The sequence below is a fragment of the Hymenobacter latericoloratus genome (genome assembly GCF_014199535.1).
GTDB classification, from domain to species: Bacteria; Bacteroidota; Bacteroidia; order Cytophagales; family Hymenobacteraceae; genus Hymenobacter; species Hymenobacter latericoloratus.
The window spans coordinates 1-22,096 of record NZ_JACHNV010000014.1 but is presented as its reverse complement, the minus strand read 5'-3'; the positions used below and the strand labels follow the sequence as shown (position 1 = coordinate 22,096).

At 61.1% G+C, this 22,096-nt stretch carries 19 protein-coding genes; 6 read left to right on the top strand and 13 right to left on the bottom strand.

Features of this window, described 5'->3' with window-relative positions:
- Nucleotides 1-10: 10 nt before the first annotated feature.
- The 7 genes from GGU46_RS21415 to GGU46_RS21390 form a co-directional block, all read right to left on the bottom strand.
- The gene (locus tag GGU46_RS21415) at nucleotides 11-1,192 is read right to left on the bottom strand and encodes an efflux RND transporter periplasmic adaptor subunit (RefSeq protein ID WP_183405550.1); all 1,182 of its coding nucleotides are present in this window, start codon (nucleotides 1,190-1,192) and stop codon (nucleotides 11-13) included.
- Nucleotides 1,193-1,216: 24 nt separating this feature from the next.
- Nucleotides 1,217-5,620, bottom strand: coding sequence for a CusA/CzcA family heavy metal efflux RND transporter (locus tag GGU46_RS21410; protein ID WP_183405549.1), 4,404 nt, complete (start codon nucleotides 5,618-5,620; stop codon nucleotides 1,217-1,219).
- A 155-nt stretch (nucleotides 5,621-5,775) separates the two neighbouring features.
- A complete protein-coding gene (locus tag GGU46_RS22650; protein WP_394353407.1) occupies nucleotides 5,776-6,105 on the bottom strand; it encodes a DUF6660 family protein in 330 nt (109 codons plus the stop codon).
- 478 nt (nucleotides 6,106-6,583) lie between these two features.
- Nucleotides 6,584-7,195, bottom strand: a complete 612-nt coding sequence (locus GGU46_RS21405; RefSeq protein WP_183405548.1) for a recombinase family protein — start codon at nucleotides 7,193-7,195, stop codon at nucleotides 6,584-6,586.
- A gap of 238 nt (nucleotides 7,196-7,433) precedes the next feature.
- Nucleotides 7,434-8,303, bottom strand: a complete 870-nt coding sequence (locus GGU46_RS21400) for an IS3 family transposase (protein ID WP_317171949.1) — start codon at nucleotides 8,301-8,303, stop codon at nucleotides 7,434-7,436.
- 44 nt (nucleotides 8,304-8,347) lie between these two features.
- A complete protein-coding gene (locus GGU46_RS21395) occupies nucleotides 8,348-8,734 on the bottom strand; it encodes a hypothetical protein (protein WP_246009008.1) in 387 nt (128 codons plus the stop codon).
- Nucleotides 8,735-8,821: 87 nt separating this feature from the next.
- The gene (locus tag GGU46_RS21390) at nucleotides 8,822-9,730 is read right to left on the bottom strand and encodes a DUF4158 domain-containing protein (protein WP_183405547.1); all 909 of its coding nucleotides are present in this window, start codon (nucleotides 9,728-9,730) and stop codon (nucleotides 8,822-8,824) included.
- Between the two features lie 154 nt (nucleotides 9,731-9,884).
- Here GGU46_RS21390 and GGU46_RS21385 point away from each other — a divergent pair, with 154 nt between their 5' ends.
- Complete coding sequence (locus tag GGU46_RS21385; RefSeq protein ID WP_343067912.1) at nucleotides 9,885-10,475, top strand: recombinase family protein; 591 nt, start codon at nucleotides 9,885-9,887, stop codon at nucleotides 10,473-10,475.
- Nucleotides 10,476-10,620: 145 nt separating this feature from the next.
- Here GGU46_RS21385 and GGU46_RS21380 read toward each other — a convergent pair whose 3' ends face one another.
- Entirely contained in the window at nucleotides 10,621-11,505 is an 885-nt protein-coding gene (locus GGU46_RS21380) for a helix-turn-helix domain-containing protein (protein WP_183405546.1), read from the bottom strand.
- Nucleotides 11,506-11,795: 290 nt separating this feature from the next.
- On the opposite strand from GGU46_RS21380, the gene GGU46_RS21375 reads away from it, so the two are divergent.
- The gene (locus GGU46_RS21375; RefSeq protein WP_183405545.1) at nucleotides 11,796-12,263 is read left to right on the top strand and encodes a nuclear transport factor 2 family protein; all 468 of its coding nucleotides are present in this window, start codon (nucleotides 11,796-11,798) and stop codon (nucleotides 12,261-12,263) included.
- Nucleotides 12,264-12,437: 174 nt separating this feature from the next.
- Here the strand turns inward: GGU46_RS21375 and GGU46_RS21370 are convergent, their stop codons facing one another.
- From GGU46_RS21370 to GGU46_RS21360, 3 genes are read right to left on the bottom strand one after another with little or no spacing between them, the layout of a single operon-like run.
- Entirely contained in the window at nucleotides 12,438-13,673 is a 1,236-nt protein-coding gene (locus tag GGU46_RS21370) for a putative sensor domain DACNV-containing protein (protein WP_183405544.1), read from the bottom strand.
- A gap of 52 nt (nucleotides 13,674-13,725) precedes the next feature.
- Nucleotides 13,726-14,262 carry an SRPBCC family protein gene (locus GGU46_RS21365; RefSeq protein WP_183405543.1) on the bottom strand — a complete coding sequence of 179 codons (537 nt, stop codon included), beginning with the start codon at nucleotides 14,260-14,262 and terminating at the stop codon, nucleotides 13,726-13,728.
- Nucleotides 14,263-14,298: 36 nt separating this feature from the next.
- The gene (locus GGU46_RS21360; protein WP_183405542.1) at nucleotides 14,299-15,234 is read right to left on the bottom strand and encodes an SDR family oxidoreductase; all 936 of its coding nucleotides are present in this window, start codon (nucleotides 15,232-15,234) and stop codon (nucleotides 14,299-14,301) included.
- 159 nt (nucleotides 15,235-15,393) lie between these two features.
- Between GGU46_RS21360 and GGU46_RS21355 the strand changes: the two genes are divergently transcribed.
- From GGU46_RS21355 to GGU46_RS21335, 4 genes are all read left to right on the top strand, one after another.
- A complete protein-coding gene (locus GGU46_RS21355) occupies nucleotides 15,394-16,287 on the top strand; it encodes a DUF6597 domain-containing transcriptional factor (protein ID WP_183405541.1) in 894 nt (297 codons plus the stop codon).
- A gap of 121 nt (nucleotides 16,288-16,408) precedes the next feature.
- Nucleotides 16,409-16,567: a hypothetical protein gene (locus GGU46_RS21350; protein ID WP_183405540.1), complete on the top strand. Its 159-nt coding sequence runs from the start codon at nucleotides 16,409-16,411 to the stop codon at nucleotides 16,565-16,567.
- Nucleotides 16,568-16,608: 41 nt separating this feature from the next.
- Entirely contained in the window at nucleotides 16,609-19,167 is a 2,559-nt protein-coding gene (locus GGU46_RS22535; RefSeq protein ID WP_183405539.1) for an RHS repeat-associated core domain-containing protein, read from the top strand.
- 984 nt (nucleotides 19,168-20,151) lie between these two features.
- On the top strand, nucleotides 20,152-20,559 hold the full coding sequence (locus GGU46_RS21335; protein WP_183405537.1) for a plasmid recombination protein: 408 nt from the start codon (nucleotides 20,152-20,154) through the stop codon (nucleotides 20,557-20,559).
- On the opposite strand, the gene GGU46_RS21330 is transcribed toward GGU46_RS21335, so the two are convergent.
- Both GGU46_RS21330 and GGU46_RS21325 read right to left on the bottom strand, forming a co-directional pair.
- On the bottom strand, nucleotides 20,534-21,406 hold the full coding sequence (locus tag GGU46_RS21330) for an IS3 family transposase (RefSeq protein ID WP_183405536.1): 873 nt from the start codon (nucleotides 21,404-21,406) through the stop codon (nucleotides 20,534-20,536). The two genes, GGU46_RS21335 and GGU46_RS21330, sit on opposite strands and share 26 nt — an antisense overlap.
- Nucleotides 21,403-21,690, bottom strand: coding sequence for a transposase (locus tag GGU46_RS21325; RefSeq protein ID WP_183405535.1), 288 nt, complete (start codon nucleotides 21,688-21,690; stop codon nucleotides 21,403-21,405). The genes GGU46_RS21330 and GGU46_RS21325 overlap by 4 nt, the downstream gene beginning before the upstream one ends.
- Between the last annotated feature and the right edge of the window lie 406 nt (nucleotides 21,691-22,096).

Here is a 22,096-nt window from a genome sequence, read left to right as displayed (position 1 = left end):
CCAGCGTTGTTTATTCTTCCTCCTCGGCGTTTTTCATCTTGGCCAGTAGCGAGTACGCGCCATCCGTGACGAATGGGGTGGTAGCCGCCACTCCTTCCGGCAGGGTGATTTCCGTAAAGCTGTCTTCGCTGCGGCCCAGCGTGACGGGCACCATGCGGTAGCGTCCGGCGGCTTCCACAGCGAAGGCGTAATTCTTGCCCTCGAAGCGCACCAGGGCGGCGTCGGGCAGCGTGGGGGCTTGGGTGCGGCCGGTTTCAATCATGGCCCGCACGTAGAGGCCGGGCAGTAGCGTGGGGTCGTTTTCCTGGTCGAGGTGGCCGTGTACGCGCACCGTGCGGTCTTCGCCAATGGCTTTGCCGACCAGGTACACGCGGGCCGTGCGCTCCCGGCGGGTGCCGGTGGAGTCGCTGGCCAGAGTAAAGCGAATCAGCTGGCCTTTCTGCACGCGGGCCACGTCGCGCTCGAACACCGTCAGTTCGACGTGCAGGTGGTCAGGGTCTACAATCTCAAACAGGGCGTCGGTGGCCGTCACAGCTTGTCCCACCGTCACGTTCACGGCCCGCACGAAGCCGGCGCGCGGGGCGCGAATGGCGGCGGTCGTGACCATCCTGCCCCCGACGGGCAGGCCCGCCAGCCGCAGCCGGGCGGCCTGGGCATTGGTTTGCACGCGCAGGGCGTTGTAGTCGGCTTGGGCGCGCTGGTAGTTTTTCTGGGGTGCTACCTCCTGCTCGTACAGCTCCTTCTGCCGGGCCAGCTCGGTGCGGGCGTATTCCAGGCGGGCGCGGGTTTCGAGGTAGTCTTGCTGCAACGTCACGAACTCCGGGTTGCGGATGGTGGCCAGCACTTCGCCCTTGCGGACGCGGGCTCCCTGCAGCAATTCGGTGTTGTCCACGAAGCCGCCCAGTGGGGCCGTGATACTAACGGCGCTTTCCGGGGGCACGTCCAGCGTGCCGGTCACGGCCAGGCCCGCGCCCATCGGCCGGTCGGCCAGGCGGGCGGTTTTCAGGCCGGCGGCCTGCTGCTCGGCCACGGAGAGGGTCACCACGTCGGAAGCTTCTTCGCCTTCCGCTTCACCGCCGGCTTCCTTGCCTTCGGTGGCGGCGGTTTCCGCGTCCGCCTCTTCTTTCTTATCGACACCGCAGCCGGCCAGGGTCAGGCCCAGCAGCAGCACCAGGGATGCAATCTTATTCATGGGATTCAGGTCAGGGGGAAGAAATTACTGGGCTGCCGTGCCCAGCAGGTAGTCCAGGTCGATGGCAGTTTGGTTGTGCGCCAGCACGGCGTCGAGGTAGGCCGTGCGCACAGTCAGGGCGCGTTCCAGGTTGAGCAGCAGCTCGGAATAGGTGGTTTCACCCGCTTTGTAGGCCCGTTGGCTCAGGCGCACGATAACGGCCGCCTGGGGCAGGCCGGTTTGCTCGTAGAACTGCACCCGGCGCTGCTGCTCGGCTAGGCGCAGGCGCAGCTCATCGAGTTGGGCGGCGGCTTCGGCCTGGTAGCGCTGATACGTCGTCGTAGCAACCTGCTCCTGCAATTTGGCCGCCTGTACCCGGGCTTTCTGCGGGCCGCGCAGCAGCGGAATGGCCACCCCGGCCTGCACGCTCTGGAACCGGTCGCCGGTGCCGTAGGTCGTGGCCTGCCCGTCAACCTCGTAGGTGCCCCGCAGCGACTGATTGGTATAGCCTACCGTCACTTGCGGCAGCCCTTGGGCCTGCTCCACGCGGGTTTCGGCCCGGCGCTCGGCAATCTGCTGCTGCAATACCCGGGCTTGGGGCGTAGCGGCCAGTGCCGCCGTGTCAGCCGCGGCTCCGGGGGCAGGCAGCAGGCGCAGGATACTGTCGGCAATGGCGACGGGCTGCGTGGTTTGCAGCAGGGCCTGCAGCTGGCGTTGGGCAATGGCGTAGTCGGCCCGGGCCTGGGTAAGCAGGTTTTGCGTCTCTCCCTGCTGAATCAGGGCGTTGGCCGGCTCCAGGCGGGCTACTTCGCCGGCTTTAAAGCGCAGCTGCGCGGCGCGCAAAAACTCGGTGTAGATGCTGTCCTGCCCGCGCAGCGTGCGCAGCCGGTGGCGGGCGTGTACGGCCCGCTCGTAGCTCAGGCGCACCTGCCGGCGCAGCTCAGCCTGCACTTGCGCCAGCTGCTGCTCCCGGCCCCCAATCTGGGCCTGGCTTAACCCCGCCTGGGCTTTGTAGTAGCCCGGCAACGCCAGTGACTGACCGATGCTGAGCACGTTGTCCGAAAGCGGGGAGTTGACTTGCCCGTAGGTGCCCAGAATCGTGGTGCGGCCTACGTCAAAGGAAGTTCGGCGCAGGGCCTGTTGGGCTTCCAGGAAGCGTTGGGCGGCCTGCACCGTGCCGTTGGCCTGCAAGGCCTGCCCTACGGCCTGGGTGGCGGTAAGCGCACCCTGCGCCCGGGCGGGCACGGTGGCGAGCAAGCCCCCCAGCACGAGCAGCAGCACCGAAACCGGTACGGCAGCCGTTGGCCGCGGCTTTTGTTCTCCCGTTTGTTCCGACTTGCGCTCAGACAGGGCGTAGAGCACCGGCAGCACGAGCAGGGTGAGCAGCGTGGCCGTGACCAGCCCGCCGATGACGACGGTGGCCAGCGGGCGCTGCACTTCGGCCCCGGCCGACTGCGACAGGGCCATCGGCAGGAAGCCCAACGAGGCCACGGTAGCCGTCATCAGCACCGGCCGCAGGCGTACCTGCGTGCCTTCCAGAATGCGCCGGTAAAGGTCGGTGTGGCCTTCCTCTTTGAGCTGGTTGAAGTAGCCAATAAGCACGATGCCGTTGAGCACGGCCACCCCAAACAGGGCAATAAAGCCCACTCCGGCCGAGATGCTGAACGGCATGCCCCGCAGCCACAGCGCCAGCACCCCGCCGATGGCCGACAGTGGAATGGCGGTGAAAATGAGCACTGACTGTTTCAGTGACTTGAAGGTGAAAAACAGGAGCACGAAAATCAGCAGCAGCGCCACCGGCACGGCAATGCTGAGCCGCTCGGAGGCTTGGCGCAGGTTCTCGAACTGGCCGCCGTAGGTGGTGTAGTAGCCGGGCGCGAACTTCAGCTGCCGGTCTACTTTGCCCTGCAGCTCGGTCACGACGCTTTCCACATCGCGGCCCCGCACGTTGAAGGCCACCGTGATGCGACGCTTGGCATCGTCGCGCTGAATCTGGTTGGGGCCTTCCTGCAGCTCCACCGAGGCGACTTGCTCCAAGGGAATTTGCTCGCCGCTGGGCGTGGCCACCAGCAGCTGGCGCACGTTGCCGATGTTCTGGCGCAGCTCCGGGGCCAGACGCAGCACCACGTCGAAGCGGCGCTCCTGCTCGAAGAGCTGGCCGGCGGTCTGGCCGGCAAAGGCCGTTTGTACCGTGCGGTTCACGTCCTCGGCATTTAGGCCAAAGCGGGCCAGGCGGTTGCGGTCGAGCTTGACCACGATTTGGGGCAGGCCGGTAACCTGCTCCACGTACACGTCTTCGGCCCCTTCCACCTGCCGCACCAGGCGGGCAGCCCGCTCGGCGTAGGAAGCCAGTTGGGTGAGGTCTTCGCCGTAGATTTTCAGCACCACATCCTGCTTAGCCCCCGAAATCAGCTCATTGAAACGCATCTGGATGGGCTGCTGAAAGCCGAAGGTTACGCCCGGAATCACGCTCAGCGCTTCGGCCATCTTGCCGGCCAGCTCTTCCTGCGTTTTGGCGGAAGTCCACTTGCCCTGGTCTTTTTCCAGGATAACCATCACGTCGGCCGCTTCCACGGGCATGGGGTCGGTGGGAATCTCTGCCGCGCCGATTTTGGCCACCACCTCCTTGACTTCGGGAAACTGCTTCTGCAGGATGTCCCCGGCCTGCAGGCTGCGGTCCACGGTATAGCTCAGCGACGAGCCGGTGAGCGTGCGCAGCTCAATGGCAAAATCTCCTTCGGCCAGCTGCGGGATAAACTCTCCGCCCAGGGTGCGGAACAGCAGCAGCGCCCCGACGAACAGGGCCACGGCCGAGGTCAATACCACCGCTTTGCGGCGCAGCGCCCATTCCAGCACCGGGCGGTAGCGGGCTTCGAGCCAGCTCATCATGCGGTCGGAGAAGTTGCGCTTCACTTCCGTCGAGCGGCTCAAAGCCAGCGCCGACATCATGGGCACGTAGGTCAGACTCAGGATGAACGCCCCGATAATAGCGAAGGCCACGGTCTGGGCCATCGGTCGGAACATTTTGCCCTCGATGCCCACCAGCGCCAGTAGGGGCAGGTACACGATGAGGATGATGATTTCGCCAAAGGCGGCCGAGGAGCGAATTTTACTGGCCGCGTGGTAGGTTTCCTCGTTCATCTGCTCGGTGCTGAGCCGGCCCGCCGGCACCTGCAGCTGCCCGCCGTGCAGGCGGTGCACGATGGCTTCGACGATAATCACGGCCCCGTCCACGACCAGGCCAAAGTCGATGGCTCCCAGGCTGAGCAGGTTACCCGACACGCCGAACAGGCGCATCAGGCTGATGGCAAAGAGCATGGCCAGCGGAATAACGGAGGCTACCACGAGGCCGGCCCGCCAGTTGCCCAGAAACAGCACCAGTACGAAAAGCACAATCAGCGCGCCCTCAATCAGGTTGGTTTTCACCGTGCCGATGGCGCGGCCTACCAACTCGGAGCGGTCTAGGTACACGTCGATGGCCACGCCCTCGGGCAAGGATTTCTCCACCGTCAGCATCCGGGTTTTCACGTCCTTAATCACGTCGTTGGCGTTGGCTCCTTTGAGCATGAGCACGATGCCGCCGGTTACTTCGCCCTGCCCGTTGCGGGTCATGGCCCCGTAGCGCACGGCCGAGCCCGGGCGCACGTCGGCCACGTCGCGCACCAGAACCGGCATACCGCCGGCCGTGCTGCGCACCACGATGTTGCCCAGGTCGGCGGCGTTTTCAGCCAGCCCTTCGGTGCGGATGAAGTAGGCGGTGGGCTTCTGGTCGAGGTAGGCGCCGCCCGCGTTCTGGTTGTTGCGCGAAACGGCCTGATATACCTGTTCGGTGGTCACGTTGAGCGAGCGCAAGCGCGTGGGGTCCAGCCGGATTTCAAACTGCTTGAGCTGGCCGCCGAAGCTGGCTACATCGGCCACGCCGGGCGTGCCCAGCAACTGCCGGCGCACTATCCAGTCCTGAATCGTGCGCAGCTCGCGGGCATCATACTTCTTCTCGAAGCCGGGCTTGGCGCGTACCAGGTACTGGTAGACTTCGCCCAGACCGGTACTGACCGGAGCCATTTCAGGCCGGCCAATACTCTCGGGAATCTGGCTTTCGGCTTCGCGCAGCCGCTCCCCTACCTGCTGGCGGGCCCAGTAAATGTCAACCTTATCCTCGAAGACGATGGTGACCACCGAGAGGCCAAAGCGGGAAAACGAGCGTACTTCCTCGCGGCCGGGGATGGTTGCCAGGCTCTGCTCGACGGGAAAGGAAACGAGGCGCTCAATGTCGCTGGCAGCCAGCGAAGGGGCCACCGTATAAACGACAATCTGGTTGGTGGTAATATCGGGCACCGCGTCAATCGGCAGCCGGCTCAACGAGTAGCTGCCCCAGGCCACGAGGGCCAGGGTCAGAATCGCGATAATGAGCTTGTTGTGAATGGAAAAATGAATCAGCCGGTCGAACATGAAGCCGCTGGGGGTAAAAGCCTAACCATAAGAGAATCTTTCCGGCCTACAGTACCCCGCCCCACCCGCAGGTGCAGCCGGGTGCGACGCAGACGCACGGCCGCCTACCCCGTGCAGGACGGAGCAGGCGGTATCAGCCGGAAAGATATGGGTGGTTAAGCCCCTTGGGGCGGCTGCCACGGCGTGGCCAGCGGGCGCACAGGCAAGGCGTCGGAGCCGGCCGGGGCGTAAGCGTACGCGCCCCACATGGGGGGGACGGGGACGGGTGCAAACGCTGCCACACGGACGGGAAGCATGATGGCCCCCGGGCAGCAGTGGCACTGGCACAGCGGCGAGCACCAGTCTATCTCACTAGACTTGTTGTGGCTGTGGTTCGCGCTTGTCACAAAGGCGGTTTCGCTGCTGGTTGGCAGTGCCTCGTCGGTGCAGGGCAAACAGCCCAGTACAGCAAAGTAAAGCGCAAACAGAAGGGAGAGAAACCGCATCGGGGCAAAGATAACGAAGACTGGTAATGCTAGGGTATGAAACGACAAGAACCTTCGCCCCTTCTTTTTACTAGAGTTGAGGCGAAGGTTCCCGGGTGTAAGACAAAGAGGGAGCGGCCGGGTCCTTTACCATGCAATTTCTACTGAAAGGTCGATGAGAGCAGGTTACTTGCCTTTCTTATGCTCATGGGGCTTTAAGGCAGGGTGCTTCGGCTGATTTTCAGGAGTAACCCGCCTTCTTTCGTCGGGTGTACCATCTTGTTTGTTTGGTTTTGGTCCGGGTTTGATAGCCATGAGGACAAGGGGGTGTAGGGTGAAATCGTCTTTTTGTGAGACCTCGACAGAAGACCTTTCCTCTGTGACGGGACTAAATAAAGATAGAATATTTTAGTAAAACTCTAATAAACTACGCAGCTTGCTAAAAAAACTACAAAGTAACCTTAATTGAGGCGGAGAGTCCCCCTACAATATGGCATTACTAGCAGGTGCTGGAGGTTGCGGCCTCTGTTCCAGCTATGTTGCCCGTTGCCACTTGTAGGTGAGCAAGGTAACGGTAAATCGTGGCGCGGCCGACACCGAGCAGTTGGCCAATTTCGGCCACCGTCTTATCCTGCTGCAGGTAGAGCGTTTTGGCGGCCTGCGCTTTGGACAGCGCTTCCTTGGAGAGGCCTTTGGGCCGGCCGCCCTGCCGGCCGCGGGCGCGGGCTGCCGTGAGGCCAGCTTTGGTCCGTTCGCGAATGAGGTCACGCTCAAACTCGGCCAGCGAGGCGAATAGGTTAAACATGAGTCGGCCTTGGGCAGTGGTGGTGTCCAAGTGGTCCTGTAAGCTGACAAAGTGGATGCCCTGCTGCTGAAAGCCGCTGACCAGCGTCACCAAGTCTTTGAGCGAGCGGCCCAGTCGGTCCAGCTTCCAGACCACGAGCGTGTCGCCCGCTCGCAGGCGGGTCAGCAGGTGCTGCAGCGCCGGCCGCTCTTTCACGGACGACACTTTTTCCTGAGCCACCTCAGTGCACCCGTAGGCCTGCAAGGCATCGGTCTGCAGGTGCAGTTGCTGGTCGGGAGTACTGACGCGCGCGTAGCCGAAAATCATATGCTAAATTCTCAAGAAGTCAACGAAGGCGAAGATAGTGAGTCGTTGATTGATGAGACTACCATATGAGACAATTTCTAACAACTTTCCTTCCCCGTTCACATGCAGCCTTTACCGGATCGAAAAAACGCCCGTTTTTTGAGACAGCCCCCTCCCCTTGACTCGTCCTAAAATAAGTTGACCGTTTGAAGTTAATCCGCCTCTGCGTTGACCGCTTTTTCGGTAATCCTAAGATAGCTCATTCCGCGCTTACAGGGGCGGGTGGTTTGTAGTAGTTTTTCCATCGTCTTTCCAACGGCCCCCAGCTGCCGTGGGCCTCGTTCGGGCTCTGCATGTCGCAGCTCAGATGCAGTCGTTTGTAGTTGTAGAGAAACACAGCTTGCTCCACGTGCTGCTCCGCTTCCAGCAACGTATGCACAGGTTGCTGACTCAGGTACTCTTGTTTAAGGATACCGTTGACGCGCTCGGCAATGGCATTTTCCAGCGGATCAGAATTCTCGGTCATACTCACCTGGATGTGAAACGGGGCGAGCATCTCCAGGTATTCCTGACTACAGTACTGGATGCCGCGGTCACTGTGGTGAATCAACTGGCTCCCCGCCCGTTTACTGATCTGCCGTAGGGCCATCTCCAGGGCACGGCGCGCATGCACCGTGGCCAGTGTATCGGCGACGGCAAAGCCCATGATGCGGCGCGAATAGGCATCGGTCAGCAGCGAGATGTACAGGCAGCCGGTCTGGGTGAACCAATAGGTGATATCGGCCACCCATACCTGGTTGGGCCGCAGCGGCGTCAGATCCCGGATCAGGTTGGGATATTTGCGGAAACGGTGGCGGGAGAAGGTTGTCAACGCCTTACGGCGGCGCTTTATAATCAGCAAGTTATGCGCTGCCAGCAGCGAGAACAGCGCATCCCGGCCCATTTTAATCCCTTGCTGGCGTAAGTTCTGCTCCAGCAGATGGTAGAGCTTACGGCCGCCCATCCGACCGTGCTCCTTGCGCAGCTGCGCGACCTGCTCCAACACATAGTGCTCGCGCTCTTCGCTGCTCCACTGCCGCGTGTGGTGCTGGTAATACGCCTGCCGGCTAAACCCAAGTACGCCACTGATCCGCCGCAGGCAAAAGTGCGGACAGCTTACTCGCAGGAGTTGGACTACTTGGTAACGGACTTTTTTTCGATGCTCAGGCCCAGTTCCTGTTCGGCCACCCGGATCACGTTTTTATAATAGAGTACCTGCAACTCGGCTTGCTCGAGCTGCTTCTGTAATTGCTTAACCTGCCCGGTGAGCGCATCGGCATGCTGCACGACGTGCTCGACGAGCGTGGTGGGTGGCTTTTTTCGGTTGTCTTCCATGGCGTGGATACGGGCCTGCTCTTCCTGGCGGACACGTTCCAGCCACTTGGTGACGGTCGAGCGGGTGAACACCTGGTACTTGCTCATCGCTGACTCAATCGTGTGGCGGCCGCAGGTGATTTCCTCGACCATCTGGCGCATTTTCAGCTCATGCGCCTGCTTGCGAAACAAAAACAAGTGTTCCATCTGACTGAGAGTAATGGTCAACCTATTTTAGGACGAGACACCAGGTTTTCCCTACCGATAGTTTCTGTTCTTACTCTAGTGCGACCCCTACTCGTCGGCCATCTTCAGCACTAGGTCGGTGAGTTCGAGCAGCATCTCGCGGCCAAAGGCCAGCAGCAGCGGGTAGCGCTTGGCCGGGGCCAGGCGCTGCAGGGCCTGGTTACTGCGGTGGCGGGCCAGCCCCGCCAGGCGTTTCTGCCGGTTCGGGTGCAGGGCCGCCAGGTTCCACTCCCCGGCCCCCAGCGCCCGCAGAAAGCGCAGCTTGTCCAGCGTGGCGCGGATGGTGGCCGGCGTGCTGCGGGTGGGCGGCTGCAGGAGCCAGCCGTGGCGGGTGCGCCGCTCCGGGTCCCCCACCACCAACAGGGCATCGAGCTGTGCCTCCACGGCAGGCGTGAGTACCGGGGCCAGCCGGCGGTAGGTTTCCGTGTGCGCCCGTTCCACGAGCGAGCCAATCAGGCGCTCCAACTCGACGACGGACGGGCGCACCAGCTGCTGCTGGCGCAGTCGTTGACAGGCCAGTTCCAGCAGCACCCGCTCCTGGTCGTGCGCGAGCGCCCGCTCCAGCAGCCACGTTTCCAGCACCGGCGTATCGAGCAGTGGCTGCCAGCGTCGCCACCCCAGATGCAGAAGTACCTGTTGAAAGTGCTCGTAAACCGTGGCCTCGCGCTGGCCATAGGCCGCAAATACGCCGGCATCCACGGGCAACTGCGCCGCCACGAAATCAAGCAGGGCGGCAGGCACCTGCGTCCACCAACGCTCGGGCAAGTGGGCGAACACGCGCAGCACGACCAGTTGCACGGCGCACCCGAGCCGGTTGACGTCCCGGCGTTGCCCGCGCACCAAGTGCTGGTCGGCCTCCGACAGCTGGCCGTGCTGGCGCAGCGCGCTTTCCGGCACGACCGGGGGCAGCTGCTGGTAGCGGAGGCGCTCGGCTTCGGAAAGGAAAGTAGTAGGCATGGGGCGACAAATAGGTGTCTCAGAATACGGCCGTTTTAGCGGCCCACCCGCCGCGGCCGCTTCGCGCCCCGAAAAGCTATTACCGATTGTCTCATTTCCTGTTCTCACCAATCAACGACTCACTATCTTCGCCCTCGTTGACTTCTTGAGAAAAATGGCGATGATTTTCGGCTATGCCCGCGTGAGTACCTCCGACCAGCACCTGCACCTGCAGACCGATGCCTTGCATGCCTACGGCTGCATGGAGGTGGCCCAGGAAAAAGTGTCTTCGGTGAAAGAGCGCCCGGCCCTACAACACCTGCTGACCCGGCTGCGGCCCGGCGATACCCTCGTGGTCTGGAAGCTTGACCGGCTGGGCCGCTCGCTCAAAGACTTGGTCACGTTGGTGACGGGGTTTCAGGACCAGGGGGTGCACTTCGTCAGCCTACAGGACCACCTGGACACGACCACGGCCCAGGGCCGGCTCATGTTTAACCTGTTTGCCTCGCTGGCCGAGTTCGAGCGCGACATTATCCGCGAGCGCACCAAGGCCGGACTCACTGCGGCGCGGGCACGGGGGCGACAAGGCGGTCGGCCCAAAGGCCTCTCTAAGGAAGCCCTTTCCAAAGCGCAGGCGGCGAAGACCCTGTACTTGCAACAGGATAAAACGGTGGCTGAAATCGGCCAGTTGCTTGGTGTGGGCCGCGCCACCATTTACCGCTACCTGGCCCACCTACAGGTGCCCACTGGTAACCATCCCGCGTAACCAAGCCTCCGTGATGAGAACATGGCCTTTTTATAACAGCGGGAGATAAAATTACCCTAAGATTTTCTGTGCGAAAAGTTTCTATAGCAGTGAAGTCGGCGTTACGCCTCAAAACGCAAACTCCGCCACCTCATTGAGGCTTGGTTTACAGAGGTCTTTGCTGTCGATAGGCCGCTGGGGTCTGGCCGGTTTGCCGCCGAAAGAATTTACCGAAGGCCGAGGCATCGCCAAAGCCTAATTCCTCGGCAATCTGCGTGACGGTACGGTCGGTTTGCCAGAGCCGGTGGCGGGCTTCGCGCAGCACCTGGCCGGCGAGCCACTCCCCCGCCGTTTTGCCCGTGGCGGCTTTCACGGTTTCGCTCAAATATTTACTGGTGACGCAAAGTAGGCTGGCGTAGTCGGCCACTTGACGACGCTGCGGGGCGTGCTGCGCTATCAACTGCTGAAAACGGGTCACCACGTCTAGCTGGCGGGGCCGACCCGGCGCAACCGTTATGCGCTGCTCATAGCTGTCGGCGGCTAAGTATAGCAGAATGGATACGTAGCTCCGCACGATGTCGGCCTGGTAGGGGCTGGGGCGGTCGAGTACTTGCCGGACCTCCTCTAGTAACTGGCCTGCCCGGGCGACTTCGACGGCAGATAAGGGCAGCACCCGCGTAGCCTGGGCGTCAAAAAAGGCAAATTGCCGCAGGCGCGTGGGGTCGGTGTAGGGCGCCGAAAAGAAGGCGTCGGTGAAAAACAGCGCCTCGTTGTAGTAATCGGCCGATTGCTGTTGCCACTGGCGTAGCACCTCCGGCCCCAAAAGCACCAGCGAGCCCGGCGCGACGTGATAGTAGTCCAAGTCTGCTTTTAAGGTAATAGTGCCGGCCCGACACAGGCCCACGGCGTAGAAGGTGGCGCGGTAAGGAGCATCCGGCAACAGCCGCCCCGGCGGGCTCACCGACACGTTATAGTCGACCGAATGCAGCGCTTGCAGCGTGCGCCGCGTCAACAGTTCGGCAATAGCAATCCGGGGAATCAAGTCAGGCATAGCGTCAAGGCGTGAGGAGGTCGGACCGGTAAGCCAATAGCCGCGCTACATAGCAAGGCGTTTCCAAATGACCACCCGGTATAGGGCGAGGAGCGGCACCGAGGCCCAGCCGGGCTCCTGCCCGTCAGCGGCGGGGTGGCAGGAGCTAAAATAGCGTATTTGGAACCAGAATACCCGCCAACGGGACGGGTCCGGGGCCGGCAATCCCCCGGACCTTTGCTGCACCAGAAGGAAGTTTTCTTTTCTTCCCCCATCTGGCAAGAATACTTTCCCTTATTACTACCCTCCTCATGACCTCAGCCACCACCAACGACAGCACGACGCGCGCGGAGCACGCCTTTCGGCGGCACCTTGCGTTGTTTACCAACCCCGACTTGACTCCAGAAACCTACGCCAGCCTGCTGACGGAGGATGTGGTGCACGAATACCCGTACGCCCCCGCCCCCTTTGCTAACCGAGTAGAGGGGCGCGACGCCGTGACGGCGTACATGGTCAACGTAACCCAACGCGCTACAGGCTGGAACTTTACGGACTTCACTTTTCTGGCCACCTCCGACCCCGACACGGTGATTGTGGAATTCAAGGGCGGGGCCTCGGTGACGGCCACCGGCAAAACGTACCACCAAGAGTACATCGGCCGCCTTACCTTGCGTGGCGAGCAAATTGCTCACTACCGCGAATATTGGAATCCAACCTGGATTCTGGAGGCCTTCGTCCCGAGCCCCGCCGCCGCAGAAACGGAGGGCGCTAGCACCTAACGGTAGCAGGTTAATTCGGGCGTTGCTAAACAAACCGGGTTTAGAACAAGCTCTGACGGCTGAGTATCCGTTGGTGGCCGACGCTATTGCCGCCCATGAACTGGCAGCACAGCAACCCGCTCAGCGAGTCCGATTTCTCCAACGAAACCCTAAAAGATAAAGGGTTTAGCGCCCCTATAACTGGTCCCAGAAGATGACCTTGCCCGCGTGCTGGTGCACAAACTTGACGCCCCCGTCCTGGGATACGACCACCACGAGGCTGTCCGGGTCGGCCAGGCAGAGGCGGTAGGCGGCCCGGTGGCGGGTGCCGCCCTGGTCGGCCGCTTCGGCCTGCACCGCCGAGGCTTCCAGGTCCTGGGCCCGGTACACCTCGTTGGTGACAATGTGGGGGGCGTGCACCTCCACCCCGAAGCCCACTACCTCCATGTGCTTGGTTAGCAGCAAGGCACCGTCCACGGCCATCAAATCGGCCAGCAAATCGGCGAACTGCCCGAGTTCGGCCTCCAGGGCCCGCAGCGTCGCGTCGGCCGACTGCTGGTAGTGCGCCCAGTTGACTTCGCCCAACTCGCTGAGCCGCCCAACGATGGCCAGCAGCAGCTGGCGGTAGCGCGGCCCGGCGCCGGCCGATGCCATGCCGTACTTGGGCCGCAGCACCCCCAGCGGCCCTACGCGCTCAGCCACGTTCGTGGCCGGAATGAAGGCGAGCAGCCCGCCGTGCCCGCTGGCGCGCACCCGGGCGATGATGCGGCGCTGGAAGTGCTGGGAGAGTTGTACAATCAACTCATCGGGCACGGGCCCGGCGGCGGGGTGGGCGCGCTGCACTTCCTGGTGGGCGTAGTCCAAGGCTTCGGCGAAGCGGCCGCGGCCCCAGGCCACGGGGAACTGCACGAACCCGTGCCCGTCCACCCGCCCCTGCTGCAAGGTTAGCACCCGGGTCGGCCCGTCGTAAAAGACCAAGCTGCCCGGCCCCACCACGCGCAGCAGCAGCACGGCCGGCGGGCTTTCCCGCGCGGTCCAGAGGGCGTCGCGCGCTTGGTCCCAGGCGTGGTGGGTGGCCAGCAGGCCCCAAATCCGCAGGTGGCCGTCGGCGTCCTCGTCGACGGCCAGCAGGTTACCCGGCTGCTGCACCGTGGCCGTGAGCCGGCGCAACTCCTGTTCGGTATAGGGGCGGGGCGGCGAGAACAGCAGCACGTGCTGGCCGGCCTGGTTTGCCGCGTGCCCTTCCAGCAGGGCGGCCGGCGCGAAAACCAGCTGCCCAACCACGGGCCGGGCTTCTTCGCTGAGCAGGCTAGCCTGGTAGGCCACGGAAATGAGCTGCGTGAGGGCGGGCGGCGCGGGCAGGGCCGCGTCGGTGGCGGCAGGCCAGCGGTGGCGCAGGGCGTAGGCTAAGTCGCTGGGATAGTAATGCATGGCAAGGAGCAGCAGCGCAGAATATTAAAATTAACGGCTCTTAGATGAGGAACTACGGTTTTTCGGCGGCCTGCTGGAGGCGATTCAACCACAAGGCAATGGACGAATCCAGGCCACGCTGGAACACCGGCCGCAGCAGCTGCACCAGCCAGCCCTCCATGCCCTCGTCCACCCGCACCCGGGTGTGGCCGTTGGGCAGGGGCGTTAGGGTCCAATTGTGCACGGCAAACGAACCGAAGGCCGCGCCCGACCAGCCCAGGCGCGTCAACGGCTCGACCGTGTGCAGGGTGGAGTGAATGCGCAGCCCGCCGGTGTGCCAGTCGAAGCTCGTGCCGACTTGCAGGGGCCCGTTGAGCCGGGGCGATTGGATGTCGGGCTGCCACGCCGACCAGTGGTTTACCTGGCTGAGCAGCTGCCACACCTTTTCCGGCGGGGCCGCTATTTCAATCACCTGCCGGGTCTGAGCTGGCGCCTGCGGGTTGACCTGCGAGGAGGCGGGGTAAGAACTGGTTTTTTCCAGGACCACCACGCCGGCCACGAGGGCAGTGCAACTGAGCAAGAGCAGGCCGAATACCGTTTTACGTTTCATGACGCGAGAGTAAAAGCGTGAGGGAAAATGCAATTGTTAATTAGCAACCACGGAGGAAGCAGCGCCAAACGCGGGGGCATAGTCGCGGGCGAAATCGGCAAAGGCGCGCGGCGCGCGGCCGGTGGCCTGCTGCACGCCTGGGGCCACCACGGCCGCTTCCCCACGGTGGTAGTGGGCATAATCTTCCACCAAGCCTTCGGCCATCCAGGGGTCCATGCCCATCCCTAGCAGCGCCCCGCGCATGGCCGTTGGAGGCACGTCCACAAAAGCCACGGGGCGGTCAATAGCCAGGGCCAGCGCCTGCGCCAGGTCGGCGTGGGTCAGGGCCTGGGGGCCGGTCAGGTCGTAGGTGTGGTTTTCGTGGCCGGTTTCGGTGAGGGCGGCCGTGGCCGCGGCGGCAATGTCGCGCACGTCTACCACGCTGATTTCGGCTTCCCCGATGGGGGCAAAAAACTGCCCCTGCGCCGCAATGGCATCCTTAAAGGCCAGCAAACCCTGCATGAACAGGTTCGGGCGCAGGAAGGTGTATGCTAGTCCGCTGGCCTGAATGGCGGCCTCCACCACGGCGTGGTAGCGCAGAAAACGCACGGGCGAATCGGGGGCGGCGGCCCACTGGGAAAGCTTGACCAGGTGCTGCACCCCGGCCTGCCGGGCCTGCTCCACGAAAGCCAGCTGCTGGGCTTCGGCCTGGGCGGAGGACGGGGTGAGCAGAAAGGCGCGCTCGATGCCTACCAGCGCCCGGCGCACGCTGGCCGCATCGTTCAGGTCGCCGGCCACAAGTTCGGCCCCCGGCAGGGCTTGCAAGGCCTGTGCCGCCGTACTAGTCACGTCCCGGACCAGGGCGCGAAACGGAATGCCGCGAGCGGCCAGCAGCCGGGTAAGCTCGGTGCCGACATTGCCCGTAGCGCCGGTGAGCAGGATGGTGGGCACGGAGCCAGCGGTTGGCAGGGCGGAGGCAGGAAACTGTGGCATGAGAGAAAGCGGTAAGGAGAGTGAAAAAATGAGTGATATTGCTTGATTGTTGTTCCGCCCATAGGGCTTGAAAGCCAGCGGGTGTTACCTTAGATGAGGAAGCTGTGACAAAGCTACCCGGCCCCCGCCGCGCAAACTTGTAAGAAAACGAAGTCGCCCGTGTCCTTGAGTTCCTCGCCCCTGCAGGAGCAGTTTCTGCTGCCGCCCCCCGCCCTGCGGGAGGTTATCCAGCATGTGGTGCTCTTATCCGTCGAGCCGGGGGCTGCGCCCGTCGTGCGCACGTTGCTGCCCGCCTTTCAGGTCGTGCTGCTGTTTGACCTCGGGGCAGGACGCGCCGAGTTGTGGCTCGCCGGCGACGCGGCGCTGGCGACGGTGTACCCACTGGCGGGCAGTGGAATAACCGGCCCGGTTAAAACGGCCTGGCAATACCGCTTAGCGGGCGGGGCGCGGGTACTGGCCGTCACCTTCACCCTGGCCGGCTTCTACCGCCTGTTCCAGGTGCCCGTGGAGCGCTTGGCTCCCGGCCTGACGGACCCGGACGCGCTGGTTGGCCACCGCGGCTTCGCCGAATTGTGGGAGCGGCTCTGGCCCCTGACTTGCCCCGCCCAACTCGTGCAAACGCTCGCCGCGTTTTGCCTGCCCTACCTGCGCGCGGCCGACGCGCCCCAGGCCGAGTTGCTGGCGCACCTGCCCCTGCTTGCTCCCGGCTCGCCCCTGAACCCGCTCAAGGTGCTGGCCGCGGCCTGCCACCGCTCGGAGCGCGCCGTGCAGCTGCGCTTTCAGAAATACCTGGGCTTTTCGGCCAAAGAAGCCGCCCGCTTCCTGCGCTTTCGCTCCGTGCTGGCCGACCTGCCTCAACCCGGCCAGCGGGCCCCGGCCCCGGAATGGGGCACCTTGCTGGAGCACTACGGCTATTACGACCAGAGCCACCTGATTCATGACTTCAGCTACTTTCTTCAGCAATCACCCACCAAAGCCGCCGGTCAGCTGCTGCTGGGTGACGCTATTTGCTTTACCCAGACCGAGCTGCTCGGGCCCAAGGTCAGCCAGTAACCCGACGCGCCGGGGCCGGGCTACCGAGAAGGAGTGGAAATGTTGAAGCTGGAACAAGATAGGCTGCAAAGCGGGCCGCCTTAAGTGGAACTTGTACCTTTGATTTCTACAGCCTCCCGACATGATTCACCTGCCAAAAGAAGAGCATTCCAAAAAATTTCCTTCCGTAGCCGACCCAGCGCCCGACTTGGCACCGCCGTTGAACACGCAGCGCGAGATTGGGCATTTCAACGTGTGCAACGTGGCCGACCTGATGGCCGGCTACCACGCCCGGCCGTGACCCCGCCGCTGCCCCCCGCCGGCCCGAAGGCCCTGCAGACGGTGGACTACCGCTACAACATCCGCGGCTGGCTCACGAAGATCAACGACGTGCAGAACCCCAACCCGGAGGACCTGTGGAATTTCTCCTTGCACTACGACTGCGGCTTTGAAGACAAGCAGTTCAACGGCAACATCGCCGGGCAGACTTGGTGCTCCCTCTCCGACGGCATCGAACGGGCCTATGGGTACCGCTATGATAACGTAAACCGTCTTCTGCAGGGCGACTTCGTAGCTCGTACCAGCACAAGCCCGACCAGCAGCTGGGGAGCTGAACGTGGCAACTACCGCTTCGCCTTTGCTTCCTACGATGCGGGTGGCAACCTGCTGACGCTACGTCGGCGGGGCCTGGTGGCTGCGGCTACGCGCACTATGGCCGCTCAATACGGGGAGACGGATAATCTGCGCTACCGTTACGAGCCGGCCACCAGCAGTGAGCCTATAAGCAACCGCCTGCAGCGAGTGGATGATCTGGCCCCCGCGGCCAGCACGTTTGCCGGCAAGCAGCCCGAGCGGCCGGACTTCAGCGATGGCAGCACTAGCGGAGCCACCACGCCGGACTACACGTATGATGCCGCCGGCTCGATGACTAGTGACCGCAACAAAGGCATTTCGCGCATCAGCTATAACTACCTGCACCTACCCGAACTCATCGAGTGGAGCAACGGTAATAAGCTGCAGTATGTTTACACCGCCACCGGCCAGAAGGTAGGGAAGCTGGCCACTGCGGCCGCCGTGGCTGGCAAGCCTACACCGCCACCCGTACGCACAGACTACCTGGGAGCTTGGCAGTACGAGCGCGACTCCTTGCGCTGGCTGACCCATGCGGAAGGCCGAGCCCTAATGATCTACCGGCGCGATGCAGCTGGCGGTATCACCTCCAAGGTGCAGTACGAGTACACCCTGAAAGATCACCTCGGCAACCTGCGCGTGGCCTTCCACCCGGGCGAGCGCAGTAGCGTACTGGCCACTATGGAGGAAAGCCAGCGTGACCGCGAGATCCAGCAGTTTGACTCGGCCTCCATCGAGTCCACCCGCACCTTCGTCGGGCCCCAGTTCGGGCACAACGGCACCTCGTACGTGGCCAAGCTGAACGCCGGCGGCACGCAGCCCAAACCCTTGGGCCCGTTGAAGCAACTCAGTATTGCCCGCGGCGATACCATTCTGGTGACGGCCTACGGCCTCTATAACGAGGCGCCGAAGCAGAACAACTGGGGCTTCTCGTTAGCCAGCTTCGTGGCTTCCCTGTTGCAGCAGCAACCGGCTGCTACGCCGCCTTCCGCAGAAGGCACCCGGCGCGTGCGCGTGCTGCCCCTGCTAAGCGCGGGCCTGACCGCCACGGCCTTGCCCGTGGTGCAGCAACTTACCAGTGGCGTGCCTAAGGCTTATCTACGCATACTGGTCTTCAACAGCGACTCAGTGCTAGTGGCCAACCAGCCCCTGCCCCAAATGCTGAGCAAGTCGGCGGAAGGCAACTATGAGCACCTGCAGCTGAGCGTGGTGGTGCCGCAGGCGGGCTACGTGCAAGCCTACGTCGCGAATGAGAGCGACACGGACGTGTTCTTTGACGACATCACCGTCGAGCACCGCCAGGGTCTGCAGGTGCAGGAAAATCAGTATGATCCCTACGGGCTCGACCTAGCGGGCCTGAGCAAGACGGCTACTCCGCAGAACCAGTACAGCTGGAACGGGAAGGAAAAGCAGACTGAGTTTAGCCTCAACTGGCACGACCACGGCTGGCGCTTCTATGACCCTACACTGGGACGTTGGGTAGTGAGTGACCCGGCTGCCGAAGAAGGCGACCAGGAGAGCTGGGGCACTTATCAGTTTGGTCTTGACAACGCTATTAGATACAACGATTTAGATGGAAGGTGCCCAGGAGGCTGTGTTACTTCTGGTATCGATATTGGTGGAAGCCTTAAGGCTTCAGTTAAAAAGGCATATCATTCAGCAAAAGCGCGCGTAGAGTCATATCTGCAGTTGTCACCTGATGACAAAAAATATATTAAGGCTCATCCATTCAAGGCTGCGGAGGCCGGCTTAATTAGAATGCATGCTACAAGTATAGCTAATAGAACAAATGTGGATCCACCAAGTCAAAAAGAGGTGGCTGGCTCCAAAACCAATACTTTGCGACATGCTCTTGGTGCAGCAATGGCTGATAGAGATATGGGTAGTGATGGTAAACAAGCTACCGACGCTCATGAGGGAGCTGCTGCTAATGTGTTAGACAGATACAGCAAGCAAGTACAACAGTTAATGAATAGTGGTAGAACTATTGTTCCCGAAGCTGCTGCTGATAGCTTTGTAGATCAGCTAAACAATGCTGCGGGACGAAAAATTAGTTCATTAAATCCCGGTGCCTCAACTGCTCAATTAACAGACTTATCACTACAAGCATTAGCGGGCAGTAATAAAGATTTGCCTCGTTTGTATATGTTTACACTACAAAGCTCCACAGGTACAGCTGTCATAACAGCTACTAAAATGAATGAAAATGAATTGGAAAAAGCAAGAGCAAGCATAAATGAACCTAGTGGCGTTAGGGCTCCTATTCCATAAAGAAATTCATAATGAAAAATATAGTACTCTCGTTGCTTTTCCTTGCTTTAGTGGGTTGCTCATCTCACCAGCAAAATGATACTTTACTATCTGCATTTAATAAAAAAGTGGAGCCCGTACGTACGATGCGTACGGGCTATATAGTGTTGTCTCTAGATAGTTTAGCAAACTTTGCTTGGGATAGTGTGTGGGTATTCGGAGGAGAAGAAAGTGCAAAGTCAATCAGCATTAACACACGAATTAAGTGGAGTGGCCCTGGAGTACCCAACTTACACAAACGTTTACTGTTTACCCGCGAAAACCAGATAGTATCTTACATTGATTGCTATCAGGGTAGTACTGAAGGTTACACCTCACTTCCTATATCTATACGCAGCTGTAGCAGATTACGGAATGAACATATTGTCTTATCAAGAAAGGAAGCCCGTTTTGCTATCTTTCGTTTGTGCGATCGTGGTTTTATCTCTTTCCCTATGGTACCTATCAAATGTTTGAAAATTGATGAATATAATAATGAGATTGGGCAGGGATGTCCACCATCAGAGGAGTAATTAATTGTAAAAATTAATTACTGATTTAATAAGATAGTTATAATAATTATAAATGGCGATGGTCTAAAGCGAAGTGATACTATCCTAACAAGCTTCTATAGATTCTAAGCACGACTGTAACATAGGGCGTCACCTCGCTTTAGACCACTGCCCATCCAGTATCAAGAAGAAGCTGTCCTGCATATCCACGCCTTACTCGTGCCGATGATCCTTCAGTATATGCATGAGGTTCAATAGGTAAGAATCATATTTATCTTTTCCTTACAACCACATATCTCCTTTGGAATAGAAGCACAACATTACAGTAGAGCATCCAGGGCTGAAAAGCAGGCGAAATCGTTCAATGTATAACAATGTATAACCCACTACACATTGGATGAGAAGCAGCCTGCTCCGTGTTCGTATTCTACCGCCCTATTGACTTCTATTTTCCATGGCCTACGCTATACTCCGCGTGACCAAGATTGCCAGCCGCGAGCAGGCTATCAGTGTCGCTCATCACAACTACCGCACCCAGAAAACACCGAATGCGGACCCGGCCCTGCGGCACCTGAATCAGGAACTGATCAACCACGCGCAACGCAGCTACTGGGAGCTGGCCTCTGAGCGCATCGCCGCGCTGCAACTGCCGCGCCTGCGCAAGGATGCCGTGCGGTGCGTGGAGGTGCTGCTGACGGCCAGCGGAGAGCGATTCGATAAAGACCCTGTGACCGGGCGGCCAACGGACATTCGGGACTCTCCTTGGGTAAGGGACAACCTAGCCTTCTTGCAGAAGCGCTACGGAGCGGTGTACTACTCCCCAAAAACTGGACAGCTTAAGCGGGGTTCGTTAAGCAAATGAGTTCGGGTTTGAAGGTAGGGGTTTGGGCGTAGACGCGAGCAGGCGTTTGGCCTTTCAGAGCCTGGTGGGGGCGGTGATGATTGTAGTAGGTGAAGTAGGCCTGCAGTTGCCGGTAGAGGTGGTGCCCATCGTCAGCCGGGTTGAGGTAGACGCATTCCCATTTGACCGAGCGCCAGAGCCGCTCGACGAAGGCGTTGTCGGTGGCCCGGCCGCGGCCGTCACGGCTGATCTGGCAGCCGGCGGTGAGCAGTGCTTGCTCGAAGGCGGCGCTGGTGAACTGGCTGCCCTGGTCGGAATTGAAGATGTACGGGGCCGGTTGTTGGCGCAGGGCTTCGGCCAGGGCGGTGAGGCAAAAGCCCACGTCGAGCGTGTTGGACAGTTCCCAACTGAGCACGTAGCGCGAGTGCCAGTCCAAGACGGCCACTAGATACAGGAAGCCGCGGGCCATCGGAATGTAGGTGCTGTCGGTGCTCCACACCTCGTTAGGCGCGGTAAGCACCCGTTCGCGCAGCAGGTACGGGTAGCGCGTAACGCCCTGGCCCGGCGCGGAGAGGCGGGGCTTGGGGTAGACTGCTTGCAGGCCCATCAGGCGCAGCAGGCGGCGTACCCGCTTCTCGTTGACGCGGTGGCCCAGCAGGCGCAAATGGTCGCGCATGCCCAGCACGCCCTTGAAGCTGTGGCGGGTATATTCCTCGTCCAGCAGGCGCATCAGCTGCAGGTTGAGCGCCGTTTCGCCCCGCGGCCGGTAGTAGTAGCTACTGCGGGCCAGCCCCACGGCCTGGCAGCGGGCTACCACGCTGCCATCGGTGCCGGCTTGCACCAGCGCCCGTTGCGCGGCAACCGTCACGGCCGCTGCATTTTTTTTAGCAGCTGGTTTTCCATCTGCAGCTTGCCGATGGCCGCGTAGAACGGCTCCAGATCGGGAGCAGCCTCCGGCGTGCTGCCCGCGGCGGGCGTGAAGACCTGCGCGGCTTGCGCGCGCAGCTGCAGCTTCCAACGGCTGATTTGGGCGACCGTTAAGTGGTAACGTGTGGCCAATTCGGCCAGCGGCTGCCGCTCCGTTAGGGCGGCCAAAGCCACTTCAGCTTTGAACTCGGCGGTGAAGCGCCGGCGGGTGCGTTTTGGGGTCATGGCGTTGACTAAGAAAGCCTGCCAAAACTGTCCAAACTTTGGGGAGTACTACATATAATACTCTCCTTGAGCATCAGCGATAGGCGTATCTGTACGGTCAGCGATAACACGCCCACTGGAATCGTATTCTTTCGTGTTGGTGGTTACCAGATCCCACCGGCCAACAATGCTGACGGGCAAAGGTGAATCGTCCTTTTTAGTGCAGCTGGCTACTAAGCTAAAAAGGAAAATACTAGACAGAATAGAGAAGAGATATCGCATAAGGTGAATTGTAGGTCCATATTAGGCAGAATCCGTTACTTCGCCATAGTGGGGGCCTCTCAGAAAACGGAATAAATAGCACGTTAAGGGTTGGGAAGGGGCCGTAGGGGCTGAAATTTGCCGGGAGCGCGCTTGCTGCGCCACG